The organism is Mobiluncus curtisii ATCC 43063 (assembly GCF_000196535.1).
Taxonomy (GTDB): domain Bacteria; phylum Actinomycetota; class Actinomycetes; order Actinomycetales; family Actinomycetaceae; genus Mobiluncus; species Mobiluncus curtisii.
The window spans coordinates 920,431-933,856 of record NC_014246.1; the positions used below are offsets into that span (position 1 = coordinate 920,431).

12 protein-coding genes are annotated in these 13,426 nt (G+C 57.4%); 8 read left to right on the forward strand and 4 right to left on the reverse strand.

The genetic code is table 11. From position 1 onward, the window contains the following. Positions 1 to 22 precede the first annotated feature (22 nt). Positions 23 to 1,108, reverse strand: a complete 1,086-nt coding sequence (ychF, locus tag HMPREF0573_RS03895; protein ID WP_013188959.1) for a redox-regulated ATPase YchF — start codon at positions 1,106 to 1,108, stop codon at positions 23 to 25. 847 nt (positions 1,109 to 1,955) lie between these two features. Then, entirely contained in the window at positions 1,956 to 2,966 is a 1,011-nt protein-coding gene (gene ispH / locus HMPREF0573_RS03900; RefSeq protein WP_013188960.1) for a 4-hydroxy-3-methylbut-2-enyl diphosphate reductase, read from the reverse strand. A gap of 183 nt (positions 2,967 to 3,149) precedes the next feature. Here ispH and xseA point away from each other — a divergent pair, with 183 nt between their 5' ends. The 3 genes from xseA to HMPREF0573_RS03915 are packed head-to-tail and all read left to right on the forward strand — an operon-like array spanning position 3,150 to position 5,773. After that, entirely contained in the window at positions 3,150 to 4,412 is a 1,263-nt protein-coding gene (xseA, locus tag HMPREF0573_RS03905) for an exodeoxyribonuclease VII large subunit (protein WP_013188961.1), read from the forward strand. A gap of 6 nt (positions 4,413 to 4,418) precedes the next feature. Beyond that, complete coding sequence (locus HMPREF0573_RS03910; protein ID WP_004011337.1) at positions 4,419 to 4,679, forward strand: exodeoxyribonuclease VII small subunit; 261 nt, start codon at positions 4,419 to 4,421, stop codon at positions 4,677 to 4,679. Further along, positions 4,676 to 5,773 (forward strand): acyltransferase family protein, encoded by a 1,098-nt coding sequence (locus tag HMPREF0573_RS03915; RefSeq protein WP_013188962.1) that lies wholly within the window; start codon positions 4,676 to 4,678, stop codon positions 5,771 to 5,773. Before HMPREF0573_RS03910 ends, HMPREF0573_RS03915 begins: the two co-directional genes overlap by 4 nt. Here HMPREF0573_RS03915 and greA read toward each other — a convergent pair. Then, complete coding sequence (greA, locus tag HMPREF0573_RS03920) at positions 5,764 to 6,249, reverse strand: transcription elongation factor GreA (protein ID WP_004007699.1); 486 nt, start codon at positions 6,247 to 6,249, stop codon at positions 5,764 to 5,766. The genes HMPREF0573_RS03915 and greA overlap by 10 nt on opposite strands. A gap of 194 nt (positions 6,250 to 6,443) precedes the next feature. Continuing rightward, positions 6,444 to 7,163, reverse strand: a complete 720-nt coding sequence (gene trhA, locus HMPREF0573_RS03925) for a PAQR family membrane homeostasis protein TrhA (protein WP_236589721.1) — start codon at positions 7,161 to 7,163, stop codon at positions 6,444 to 6,446. Positions 7,164 to 7,246: 83 nt separating this feature from the next. Between trhA and uppS the strand changes: the two genes are divergently transcribed. From uppS to HMPREF0573_RS03950, 5 genes are all read left to right on the forward strand, one after another. After that, on the forward strand, positions 7,247 to 8,023 hold the full coding sequence (gene uppS / locus HMPREF0573_RS03930; protein WP_004011335.1) for a polyprenyl diphosphate synthase: 777 nt from the start codon (positions 7,247 to 7,249) through the stop codon (positions 8,021 to 8,023). Between the two features lie 97 nt (positions 8,024 to 8,120). Further along, complete coding sequence (locus tag HMPREF0573_RS03935) at positions 8,121 to 9,530, forward strand: PhoH family protein (protein ID WP_013188965.1); 1,410 nt, start codon at positions 8,121 to 8,123, stop codon at positions 9,528 to 9,530. 150 nt (positions 9,531 to 9,680) lie between these two features. Further along, complete coding sequence (locus tag HMPREF0573_RS03940) at positions 9,681 to 9,854, forward strand: hypothetical protein (protein WP_004007695.1); 174 nt, start codon at positions 9,681 to 9,683, stop codon at positions 9,852 to 9,854. Between the two features lie 116 nt (positions 9,855 to 9,970). Further along, on the forward strand, positions 9,971 to 11,257 hold the full coding sequence (locus HMPREF0573_RS03945) for an adenylosuccinate synthase (RefSeq protein WP_036324921.1): 1,287 nt from the start codon (positions 9,971 to 9,973) through the stop codon (positions 11,255 to 11,257). A gap of 249 nt (positions 11,258 to 11,506) precedes the next feature. Next, complete coding sequence (locus tag HMPREF0573_RS03950; RefSeq protein WP_004007693.1) at positions 11,507 to 13,348, forward strand: phosphoenolpyruvate carboxykinase (GTP); 1,842 nt, start codon at positions 11,507 to 11,509, stop codon at positions 13,346 to 13,348. The last annotated feature ends 78 nt before the right edge of the window (positions 13,349 to 13,426 follow it).

A 13,426-nucleotide genomic window follows, 5' to 3' on the forward strand; every position in this document is an offset into this window, starting at 1 on the left:
GAGTGCTAAGCTCGCGCCGGGGCTAGACGTTGAACTTGAACTCGACCACGTCGCCGTCTTGCATCACGTAGTCCTTGCCCTCCTGGCGGACTTTGCCCAATTCGCGAGCCTTATGAATGTCGCCGATTTCCACCAACTCGTCGTATGAAATGACATCAGCCTTGATGAAGCCACGTTCAAAGTCGGTGTGAATCACGCCGGCAGCCTGCGGGGCGGTGTCGCCCTGATGAATGGTCCAAGCGCGGGATTCTTTTTCTCCAGCGGTCAGGAACGTTTGCAGCCCCAGCGTGTTAAAGCCAACGCGCGCCAATTTGTCCAGACCGGATTCCTTAATCCCGGCGTCTGCCAGCATCTCTTGTGCGTCCTCGGCATCGAGTTCTACCAGTTCCGCTTCGAAAGCGCCGTCGAGGAAAATGGCTTCGGCAGGAGAAACCAGGGCAGCGAGTTCCGCCTGTTTTGCTTTGTCTGCCAGACCGGCTGCGTCCATGTTGAACACGTAAATGAAAGGCTTCGAGGTCATCAGTTGGAAAGTCTTGACGATATCTCGGTCCAGGTTTCCCACTGCGATTTCCTTGGAGAGAACCGTGCCGGCGTTGAGGTATTCCTCACATTTTTCCGCCTCCGCCAGCACTTCTTTCGGGGTTTTTTTGCCGCTGACTTCTTTGCGCAGGCGAGGAATCGTGTTCTCGAGAGTCTGCAAGTCGGCCAGAATTAGCTCGGTAGAAATGGTTTCAATGTCGGAGGCGGGGTCAATTTTTCCCTCCACGTGAACCACGTCAGGATCGGTAAAAGCGCGAGTGACCTGGCAAATCGCGTCTGCTTCGCGGATGTTCGCCAGGAACTTGTTACCCAAGCCTTCACCCTGAGAAGCGCCCTTGACGATACCGGCGATGTCCACGAAAGACACGGTGGCAGGCACAATTTTTTCCGACTGGAACATGTCAGACAGGACTTGCAACCGTGGGTCGGGGAGCGGCACCACCCCGACGTTGGGATCAATAGTGGCGAACGGGTAATTCGCTGCTAGGACGTTCGCCCTGGTGAGGGCATTAAAAATAGTGGATTTGCCGACATTGGGGAGTCCCGCGATACCGATAGTTAAAGCCATGCTTCAATCTTAGTGGGTTTTCCGACCGGTCCTAAACCGGTTAAACCCGGGCGTTAATCCTATTAATTTGGCTCGGTGTGCCATATTTGGCACTTAAATAGGTTTTATTGCGTGTTTTCGTTCTGTGGGGCGTTCGCTCGGGGGCGTTTCCTTGCGTCCCGCTCGCCTGTCTCGGCTCACATCTGCGGGGTGGTCGCTCGGGGGCGCTCGCGAGAGTCGGAAGGGGGAGTACCCCCTCGCGTTTTGCGCGACTATTGTCGCAAAACGCTCACCCCCCAGCCTCTCGCTGAGTCGCCCCCAACGCCCTCCGCCCCGCCCGCCTAACTTCCCGCGGACACTATCACGTCCCGCAGGGGTACACTCCGCTCACAGCTCGCTCGAATTCCTGTGTGTATAACCAGATTTCAGCGCTGTTCAGTCGTGAAACCTTCCTCGGTATCGGGGTGCGCGTGGTTTAAAGGGGAAAATAGGGCTGCAGCTGCCAATAATGGCAGCTACTGCCCGAATCCCACCTTATATTCACCACCCAGCGAGTATCCCCAGATTTTGTTGCCCGAAATCGGTGTCTATGCTCCGGATTTTCTGCCATGTTTAGGTGTGAAAACTTCTGTGGTTTTTCGGAATAGTTGCACTAACGACCGATTTCAACCCAGAATTTGGACCATCATTGAGTCCCGGTTTTCTAAACCTGCAGGTTATGGCGATTCTAGTTGCGTGGAGCCCGCACTTATCGGCGTGAAATCGGTCATTCGTGCAATACAAGCCGGTTTTACGCGAGGGCGGTGGCGGAGGCATCCCCCCGAACGCCGCCAGACCTCGCGGGTATGCTGGCGCCGCTAGTGCCCGCCTAGCTTTGCTTGCGCAGGGGCTTCGGTAAGGCAAACGAGGTTGTTTCCTGCGTAGTTTGCACCATCTGCACCTCATCGAAACCATGTTGCGCCAGCCATTCCAACACCTCGGTCACCAGGACTTCCGGTACCGAAGCTCCCGAAGTCACCCCGATGGTGCTAGCTCCGGTAAACCAGTCGGGGTTCAGCTCGTGGACGCCTTCAATCCGGTATGCCGCTCCGGCTCCGGCCTGGACGGCGACTTCCCGCAGTCGCACCGAGTTGGAAGAATTCGCCGAACCGACAACTATGACAACTTCACATTGTTGCGCCATAGCCTTAACTGCGCCCTGTCGGTTCTGGGTGGCAAAGCAAATATCGTCAGATGGTGGGCTAATTAAACCGGGAAATCGCCGCTGGAGACGCGCTACGGTGGCAGCCGTCTGATCTACCGACAAAGTCGTTTGGGACAGCCAGATTAGCTTGGCATCTGGGTCGGTGCTTAGACCTGCCAGGGGATCCGCAGGGGGTGTGCCGGTGGCGGTGGTGTCGGCGGATTCTGTGCCCGTTGTGGCAGACTCCGAGGTATCAATCCAATCAGTGTCAATCACGTGAATCTTCTCGGGGGCTACTCCCGAGGTTCCTTCCACTTCCTCATGACCGGTGTGACCAATCAAAATAATGTCGTAGCCTTCGTTGGCATAACGTCGCGCCTCTCGATGCACCTTCGAGACCAGTGGACAGGTGGCATCGATAACTTCCAGACCGCGCTGTTCAGCTTCGGCGTAGACGCTCGGAGCAACGCCGTGCGCGGAAAATACTACTCGCGAACCGGAGGGAACCTCAGATAATTCATTAACAAAAATCGCGCCGGCAGCCGCTAGGGTGCGCACCACAAATTTATTGTGCACGATTTCTTTGCGCACGTAGATGGGTTGACCATAAACTTCCAGGGCGCGTTGCACCGCCGTAACGGCGCGATCGACCCCGGCGCAGTAGCCGCGTGGCGACGCCAGCAAAACTTTCCCCATCTGTCTTCACTTTCGCACTAGGGTCCTCGGGAGGGTTTCTCCGTGGCGCACCAGCTGCCCCTCGCGGCGTCTCGGGTGACGAACCGTTTCGGGTGGGTGCGCAGCTGCCTTGAGTTTAGCGGTTTGCGTGCCAGGGCAAAACTTGGAAATTTTCATCTCCGGGGTCTGTGCCATGATGGAGTCATGGAAGTGACAAAACCAGAACCGGCGCGACTGGCGCGCGAGACGACCCGGGAAAACCCCTGGCCACTCAGTCGTCTGAGCGAAAACATGCGAAATTACGTTAACCGGGTCGATCCGACCTGGATAGAAGCGCAAATCATCGAATACAACCAGCGCCCCGGTAACCGCATGTCCTTTTTCGTGGTAAAGGATCTGGAAGCCGATATGTCTATGCCGGTCAAGGCATTTGGCGGGGTGGTGGCTGCCGCCGGAGCGGCGTTGAGTGCGGGGGCGCGCGTGGTCATGCGGGTCAAGCCCGATTTTTACCTCAAGACCGGGTCGCTGTCCCTGATGGCGTCCGAGATTCACCCGGCGGGTTTGGGTGGTTTCCTGGAACAGCTGGAACAGCTGAAACAAAAGCTTGCTGCGGAGGGAATTTTTGCGCGGGAACACAAGCAGTCCCTGCCGTTCCTCCCGCGACGGGTAGGGCTTATCTGCGGTCATGCAGCGCGGGCACAGGCAGATGTGATTGAAAACGCGACGCGACGCTGGCCTCTGGTACAGTTCGAGATTCGCGAGGTTGCGGTGCAGGGGGAACGCTGCGCAGCGGAAGTCAGCGCGGCTATCGCGGAGCTTGATGCCCTTGCCGAGGTTGACGTAATTGTCGTGACGCGAGGGGGCGGGGCGCTGGAGGACCTGCTGGGATTCTCTGACGAGCGCGTGGTACGCGCGGCGTACGCCGCGCGTACCCCCATTGTTTCCGCAGTGGGACATGAGGAAGACACCCCGCTGCTGGATTTTGTAGCTGACTTCCGCGCTTCTACCCCCACCGATGCGGGAAAGCGGATTGTCCCGGATTTGGCTGCTGAAATTGAGGGGTTGACCGGTGCGCGCACCCGGATGACGGCACTCATTTCCAGCCGTATTGAGCTGGGGTTACGCGAACTTGACGCGATTCGCTCCCGACCGGTCATGCAAAATCCGAAGGCAGCGTTGGACGAAAGACGCCGCGATATCAATCATGGCGTGGAAATGCTGCGGTCGCGAGTGGCGGCGGTCCTGGCTAATCAGGCACGTGACTTGGCAGCGGCTCGCGCCACCCTGCGAGCCATCTCGCCTCAAGCCACTTTGGAACGCGGCTATGCCGTGTTGCGTAAACCCGATCAAACCGTCGTGACCGATGCTGGTGCAGTTCAGAAGGGTGACCTCCTGGAGGCGGTGTTGGCGCGTGGCTCCTTGGTCGCCACGGTTTTTGGCACCAATCCGCACAGAGATGAAAGGTAAAGAATCATGAGCGAAAGTAATCCTCAACAAACCGCAAACCCAGCTGATGAAGCGGGAACGGGAGTATCAGGAAACGAGGATGTCACGGAGATGAGCTATGAGGCGGCGCGCGCCGAACTCATCGAAACCGTGCAGGCCCTGGAAAACGCCGAAGCGCCCTTGGAAGACACCCTGAAATTGTGGGATCGCGGAGAAGCGCTAGCCTCGCGCTGCCAGGCTATCCTCGACTCTGCCACAGCGCGACTCGCCGAACGTCAAGCACAATGAACCTGTTTCTGCTCTTCATTATCGTTCTGGTGCTGTGGGGCGCCAGGCTGCATCGGCGCGCTGACAATTTCGAGGGATACCTGGACCACGATCACACCACCCGCATTAACGGTGTCTTTATCCTGATTGTGTTCTATGCTCACATCCGTTCCTACATGCCCTATAACCCGGCGTGGGACGGGGTGATGCACCACGTCGCGACCGGACTCGGTCAGCTGATGGTAGCGCTGTTCCTGTTCTATTCCGGTTTCGGAGTGGCGCATTCACTGGCGCACAAACCCGGCTATGTCCACACCATGCCGCTGAAGCGCGTAGCAGTGACCTGGGTGAACTTCGCCGTTGCCCAGGTCTTGTTCATCATCATGAACCTGTCGCTGGTCCGCCCGTTCACCCCGGCACAGACCGCCTGGGCGTTCCTTGGCTGGAAGTCCATCGGTTCTTCCAGCTGGTACATCTTTGCGATTCTGGTGCTCTATGCCCTGACTTGGCTGGCGTTTAGCATTTTCCGAAACCGTCCGTGGCGGGCTTTCCTGCTGAACTGTGTGCTGGTGGGAGTATTTACCGTGTTCATGTGGCATTTCAAAGGAAACGCCACCTACACCTACAACACGCTGTGCTGCTATCTGTTGGGCATGTGTTACTGCCTGACCCGCGAGCACTTCGAGCGCGTCTACCGCTGCACCTGGGGTTACGTCTCTGCGCTACTCATCACGGCGGCGCTCTTTGTCCTCGCCGTTAAGCTCGACCACGTGAGCTTCCTGGTGTTTGAGCTTGAAGCTATGCTGTTCTGCCTGATAATCGTACAACTCACACTGTACGTACACCTGGGCAACCCGGTGCTGTACTGGTTTGGTAAACACCTGTTCTGGGTTTACGTGCTGCAGCGTTTGCCGATGCTGACGCTGCAGGAACTCGGCATGGCTGATGCCGCCCCCTACGTTTACGCCCTGGCGTGCTTCGCGGCGACGGTTGGCTTGGCATGGCTGATGGCGCGTCTCACCGCGCCACTTGACGCCAAAATTGCCACCTGGTCTAAATCCTGGGCGGTTTCTGGCACCAAACGCGCGGAAAAGAAAGGAAAATCTCAGCCCTGATAGGGATGCGTGTCGAGCACCTCAACCTTGATTTTCTTGCCTGTCGGCGCCACGTATTCCACGGTGTCGCCGGTCCGATGACCAGCCAATGCCACCCCGAGGGGGGCGTCGGGGGAAAACACTTGAATGTCCATTCCCTTGGCGGCATCACGTGACCCCAGCAGGAAAGTCATCTTTTTCGGTCCGACTTTTGCCTCTACCACGCTACCCGGTCCGATGGTGCCGTCCGTGGCGGCTTCGCCTACCTCGGCGTATTTCAAGATTTCCTGCAGCTCCAGGATGCGGGTTTCGTTTTGAGATTGTTCGTCACGAGCCGCGTGATAGCCACCGTTTTCTTTCAGGTCACCTTCGCGGCGGGCCGCGTCAATTTTCTTGGTGATTTCAGAGCGAATCGGACCCGTGCGTTCGTCGAGTTCCGCTTGTAGACGGTCAAAAGACGCCTGGGTCATCCAGTTTTTCTTCGCTTCTTCAGCCATAATCGTCTCCTTGAAAGATTAAAAGATTAGCGCCTGCGTCAGGCAAGAAAGCAAGCTAGTTTAGAAATCAGCCGCAACGCAAGCGCTCATCACTCTACCAGATAATAAAACCAAGTAAAACGCTAGAAAAAACGAATCAACCCGGCAAAAGTCCGCTGCTGTGAGGAAACCCGAACCACCGACCTTGTGAAACCCTAACCGAGTATCGCGAAATACGCCGCGACGCAGTGGCACGCCCAAGCCGCGACCGTCCAGGCGTGGAAAAACTCGTGAAAACCGAAAATATTGGGACTGGGGTTCGGCAGCTTGGTAGCGTAAATCACTGCTCCGACGGTGTACGCCAAACCTCCTGCCACCAACAGCCAAAACGCCGGCAGAGAAGCCGCATAGAGCTCGGGGAAATACATCAACGCGACCCAGCCCAAAACAACGTAAAGAATCGTGGTCACCCAGCGCGGGGCGTGAGGCCAAATCAGGGAGGTGGTAATCCCCAAAATCGCCCCTACCCACACTACTGACAGCAAAATGACTCTGTCTTGTCCTGCCAGCAGACCGAACGAGATAGGTGTGTAGGTGCCGGCAATCAACAGGAAAATGTTGGCGTGATCGAAGCGGCGCAAAATCGCGTCCACCGTTTTGGGCCACGAACCCATGTGGTACACCGCGCTCATCGAGAACAGCACCAAGGAAGCTAGCATATAGACGACGCAGGCGAACTTTAGAGATAACGGCGCCAAAACCAGCAACACGATAGAAGCCGTCATGGACAGCGGGGTGGCGACAGTGTGAATCCAGCCGCGCATAGCTGGTTTGCGGCGCATCGCTTTCCAGTCCCAGCGTTGAAAAGTGTAGGGCCGTCCGGTGCGAGGATTAACCAGACGCGGCATTAGCGTCCTTCCAGAGTTTTTACCCATAACAATCCCCCCCCGCACACCTCACCCCATCCGCGGCGCTCCAGGACGGGCAAGTTAAGTGTTTTATGTTTTAAACTGATTATGTGAGCAGCTCCGTAAAAAAGTCAAAGCCCGGAATTCTTTACCAGATTTACGCCAGACGTTTGACTCATGAGATTGACCCGGCAGGGGTGCCGCAGCATATCGGCATTATCCTGGACGGAAACCGGCGCTGGGCGAAAGCGGAAGGCGCTCCGGCGACCCGCGGACACCAGCGTGGGGCTTTGAAAATTACCGAAGTGTTGCAGTGGTGCGAGGAATGGCCCGTGAAAGTCGTCACCTTGTGGATGCTTTCGATAGACAACCTGGGACGGAAAGCCGCGGAGCTGCAGCCCTTGCAAGATGTTATCGGTCGGACCGTGCAAGGTCTGCAAGCCTCGGGTCGATACCATTTGCGGGTGCTGGGCGACACGTCTCTGTTGGATTCCGACCTGGCAGATATCTTGCGCGCGGCTGACGGCACCGGACCAGAACAGGCACTGGTGGTCAATATCGCCGTTGCCTATGGGGGACGCCAGGAAATCGTGAATGCCGTGCGGGAATACCTCACCGAAGCCGCACAGAAAGGCGAAACCTTGGCGGAGGTAACGGACCAACTCCGACTGGAGGATATCGAGGCACACCTGTACACCAAGGGGCAACCCGATCCTGACCTGGTGATTCGTACTTCGGGGGAGCAGCGACTCAGCGGATTTTTGCTGTGGCAAAGCGCGAATTCAGAGTTTTATTTCTGTGAAACGTACTGGCCGAGCTTCCGCAAGGTCGACTTCCTGCGTGCCCTGCGCGACTACGGAAATCGGGAACGTCGCTTGGGTAAGTGAGTCGCGCTACCTCCCGTCCGACCAACTGCACAGGAGGAAGTGCGGAAATACGTTGCTTTTGCACACGAGAACCGCGTGCTATTGATAAAGTCGAGATATGGCTACCCCCGCGCGCACCTATGTGCTTGATACGTCCGTGTTGTTGTCCGATCCAAAGGCGCTGCTCAAGTTTGCTGAACATCAGGTGGTGCTGCCGGTGGTGGTCATCACCGAGTTAGAGAAAAAGCGTCACGATCCGGAGCTGGGATATTTTGCCCGCAAAGCGCTGCACTTGCTGGACGATTTGCGGATTGCGAACGGTCGGCTGGATCGGTCGATTCCGGTCGGTTCACAAGGGGGGACCGTGCGGGTCGAGCTGAACTCTCTCGACGACTCGGTGCTCCCCTCCGGTATGCGCTTGGGCGACAATGACACGAAGATTTTGGCAGTCGCCGCCAACCTGGCAAAAGCTGGGGCGGATGTGACGGTCGTGTCCAAAGACCTGCCAATGCGGGTGAAAGCGTCTTCTCTCGGGTTGGACACGGATGTGTACCGTAACTCGCTGTCGCGGGCAGACACCTATCGCGGGGTCGTTCGTGGCGAGATGAGCGAACAGGACATGTCGCGGCTGTATCAAGACGGCGCGGTGGAATTCGACACGATTGTGTTGACTGACGAACCAGGGGACGAAGCTGACGACCTCGCCGCCAGCAACGATTCGGAGTGCCTGGGGTGCGAACCCGATAGCGGTGTCGAAGTCGCTGAATCTGAAATCCTCTCGCTGGAGGAACAGCCCATCCATACCGGAATTATTTTGAGTTCCCCGCGCGGTTCTGCCTTGGCAACCATCTGGAATGACTACCAGGTACACCTGGTGCGCACGGATCGGGAACTGTTTGGCGTGAAGGGTCGCTCCGCGGAGCAACGTATCGCAATGGATCACCTGGTTAACCCCGATATCGGCATTGTGTCCCTGGGGGGACGGGCGGGAACCGGCAAGTCAGCGCTGGCTTTAGCGGCGGGGCTGGATGCGGTGGTGGAGCGTCACGAGCACCGCAAGATTATCGTGTTCCGCCCAATTTACGCGGTCGGGGGTCAGAGCTTGGGGTTCTTGCCCGGTAGTGGCGAGGAAAAGATGGATCCGTGGGCACAAGCCGTGTTCGACACCCTGTCTTCGATTGTGGCTCCCGAGGTTGTTGACGAAGTGGTGGCGCGGGGGCTGTTGGAAGTGCTGCCGCTGACCCACATTCGCGGTCGTTCCTTGCATGATGCATTCGTGATTGTGGACGAAGCGCAGTCGCTGGAACGTAACGTGTTGCTGACTGTGCTCTCGCGGATGGGTCAGAACGCTAAAATTGTGCTGACTCATGATGTTTCACAGCGCGATAATCTGCGGGTAGGACGCTATGACGGTATCGCGGCAGTTATCGAAGATTTGAAAGGTTCGTCCCTGTTCGCGCACACCACCCTGATGCGTTCGGAACGCAGCGCCATCGCGGATTTGGTCACCAGTCTGCTCGATTACTAAGCCACTGCGCCCCCAAGTCTGTCCCCGATGCGCCACGCTATTGTGTGACGCGGATTTGAACACGCTCGAAGGTGACAATTCCTGTTGATTTTTGGCGGTTTCGGGTGTTGATACCGCAGCATTTTGCCACTGAATGCTAGTTTGATACCCGTGCGTGATGACGAAAACCCGCAAAATCTCCCGTTTCCTCCGGAGGCACAATCATTGCTGATGCGCTCAGCCATCGCTGCCGCGCTCGCTTCCAAGCGCTTGGCGGAGGAAAAGGGCGTATTTCGGTTGACTCCCTCGGAATGGGCTGAGCTGGAGGCGTCTTCTCGTCCTTGAGCGCCCGGTCATTCTCCCCTGGTCAGAGCCGGAGGGGATAAAAGTTCCGATGATTTTGCTAGACTGAGCCTGCGCGTATGGCGCGATTCCGATTTTCAAAGGACGACGAAAGAACAATGCCTGCGATAGTAGTTTTGGGAGCCCAGTGGGGCGACGAAGGTAAAGGAAAAGCAACTGATCAGCTGGCCAAAGACGTGGACTTTTCGGTCAAATACAACGGTGGCAACAATGCTGGTCACACTGTGGTGGTTAATGGGGAAAAGTTTGCGCTACACCTGCTGCCCACCGGCATTCTGTCTCCGCGGGTGACCCCGGTTATCGGCAACGGCACCGTCATCGACCCGAAAGTTTTGTTCCAGGAAATCGATGACTTAGAGAAGCGGGGTGTCCCCTGTGACCGGTTGCTCATCTCTAGCCGTGCCCACGTGATTACGCCTTTCGCCATCGCCATAGACCATTCTTCGGAAAAGTTCCGGGGCACTCGCAAAATCGGTACTACCGGTCGCGGAATTGGTCCGACCTATGCTGAAAAAATGTACCGGATCGGGATTCAAGTCCAAGACCTGTTTGACCCCGAAATCTTGGGCGAAAAAGTCACCGTCATGTCCGACCTTGTGAAGAGTCTCTCCCAGGGCTGGTCCCATGCCGAACCGATTGACCCCGTTGAAGTTACCCAGGAACTGCTGTCCTACTCGGAGCGGCTGCGCCCGATGGTGGCAAATACTTCCCTGGTGCTGAATAACGCGCTGGACGAAAATCGGGTGGTGCTGTTTGAGGGCGGTCAGGCGACCATGCTGGACATCGACCACGGCACCTATCCTTACGTTACCTCGTCGAACTGCACCGCGGGTGGCGCCTGCACCGGGACCGGCATCGGACCGACCCGTATCGACCGCGTGGTCGGAGTCATGAAAGCCTACACGACTCGCGTGGGGGAGGGACCTTTCCCGACGGAGCTGACCGACGATACTGGTGAAACACTGCGGAAACTCGGCGGTGAATACGGAGCGACTACGGGACGTCCGCGCCGGACCGGCTGGTTTGACGCCGTAGTGGCGCGATACGCCGTGCGGGTCAACGGTCTGACTGACCTGGTAATGACGAAATTGGACATTTTGTCGGAGTTTGAAACCATTCCGGTCTGCGTGGGCTACGAAACGCCGCGTGGACGCACCGACCAGATGCCTGATTATTCGGTTGATTTCGCCGCCTCCCGTCCCATTTACGAAGAAGTCCCTGGCTGGAAAGGCGAGGACATTAGTGGCATCACCGACTTCCGGAAACTTCCTCAGGCGGCGCAAGATTACGTCACTTACCTGGAGGAAAAGGTCGGCTGCCGCATCTCCGTCATCGGGACGGGCGCGTCTCGTGAAGACGCTATCGTGCGACACAGCCTCGTCTGACACCGTTACGGTTTTTGCTAGGGTCTTGCCTGCGCAAAAGCGCGGGTGGGAGGTTCTTCCGTACGGTACTGTCGGACCGGTGGTTCACCACCGGTAACCCGTACCATCCGGAGGAACGGTTGCACCGACCTTTTGACCGTGAAAAAGTTGCACAAATTCACCTCGGAGTGGGACTTAACTCCCTGCACAATGTTCGAAAATGCGCGATAATTAGCGTGTAAGAGAAACATTCTATGGAGGAGGCCCTTTATGGCTGTTACTGAATCCGATGTCCGCGCTGCTGCTCCCGCAAATGCTCCTGAAGAGGTAGTTGATTGGGTTGTTAAGGTTGCGGCAATGACTACTCCGGAATCTATTGAGTTCTGTGATGGTTCCCAAGAGGAATGGGATCGTCTCTCGCAACTGCTGGTTGATGCCGGAATCTTTACCCGTTTGAACCCGGAGAAGCGCCCGAACTCGTTCTTGGCGCGTTCGTTGCCCTCCGACGTGGCGCGTGTGGAATCCCGCACCTTCATCTGCTGCGAAAAGGAAGAAGACGCTGGTCCTACGAACCACTGGGCTGACCCCAAGGAAATGAAGGAAACCCTGATTGGGGAAAACGGCGTGTTCCAGGGCACGATGAAAGGACGCACCATGTACGTGGTGCCGTTCTCGATGGGTCCGTTGGGCGGTCCGATTTCCCAGCTGGGCATCGAGCTGACCGACTCTGCCTACGTGGTGTTGAACATGCGCATCATGACGCGCATGGGTGCTAAGGCGATGGACTTGATTAACTCGGGCAAGCCGTGGGTTCCGGCAGTTCACTCGGTGGGCGCCCCACTCGAACCGGGTCAGAAGGACACGAACTGGCCGTGCAACGAAACGAAGTACATCACGCACTTCCCCGAAACCAACGAGATTTGGTCCTACGGCTCGGGTTACGGCGGGAACGCTCTGCTGGGCAAGAAGTGCTTCGCGCTGCGTATCGCCTCCACTATGGCGCGTCGCGACGGCTGGATGGCAGAGCACATGCTGATTTTGCGCCTGACGGACGAAAAGACTGGCAATCGTTACCACGTGACGGCAGCGTTCCCGTCGGCTTGTGGCAAGACGAACCTCGCCATGTTGCAGCCCACCATCAAGGGCTACAAAGTCGAGACGATTGGCGATGACATCGCCTGGATGCGTCCCGGTCCCGACGGTACCCTGCGTGCCATTAACCCCGAGGCGGGCTTCTTTGGTGTGGCTCCGGGAACCTCCCACAAGACCAACCCGATGGCGATGGAAGCCATGAAAGAAAACACCATCTTTACCAACGTGGCTCTGACCGATGACGGTGACGTGTGGTGGGAAGGTTGCGACACCGAGGCTCCGGAACACCTGATTGACTGGAAGGGTCAGGATTGGACTCCGGCCTCCGGCGAAAAGGCTGCTCACCCGAACAGCCGTTTCACCGCCCCAGCCAAGCAGTGCCCGATTATCTGCCCCGACTGGGAAGCTCCCGAAGGCGTGCCGATTGACGCGGTGCTCTTTGGCGGTCGCCGCGCCACCAACATCCCGCTGGTTGCTGAACAGTACACCCCGGCTCACGGCGTGTTCATCGGTTCCAATGTGTCCTCTGAGGTCACTGCCGCTGCCACCGACGTCAAGGCTGGGTCCTTGCGTCACGACCCCTTTGCGATGCTGCCGTTCTGCGGTTACAACATGGCCGACTACTGGGGTCACTGGCTGGAGATGCAAGAGAAGCTGGGCGACAAGTTCCCGCGCGTCTACCAGGTCAATTGGTTCCGCAAGGACGAGGACGGCAACTTCCTGTGGCCCGGATATGGTGATAACTCCCGCGTCCTGGACTGGATTGTAAAGCGTGTTTCCGGTCAGGTCGATGCCATTGATGGTCCGACCGGCAAGTACCCGAAGTTCGAGGACTTCAACACCGAGGGGATTGACCTGGATCGCGCCACCTGGGACAAGTTGTTCGCAATTGACCCCGAGGCTTTGTTGGAGGAAACCAAGGATACCGAGGCTTACTTCGCGAAGTTCGGCGACAAGCTCCCGGCGCAGCTAAAGGCTGAGCTGGAAGCCTTGCGTGAGCGCCTGCACGCTGCCAAGTAGTTAGTGCGCAAAGGCACTGACCCATTAATATTTTGGCGGGCAGTCACCATTCGGTGGCTGCCCGCCTTTGTATGCCAA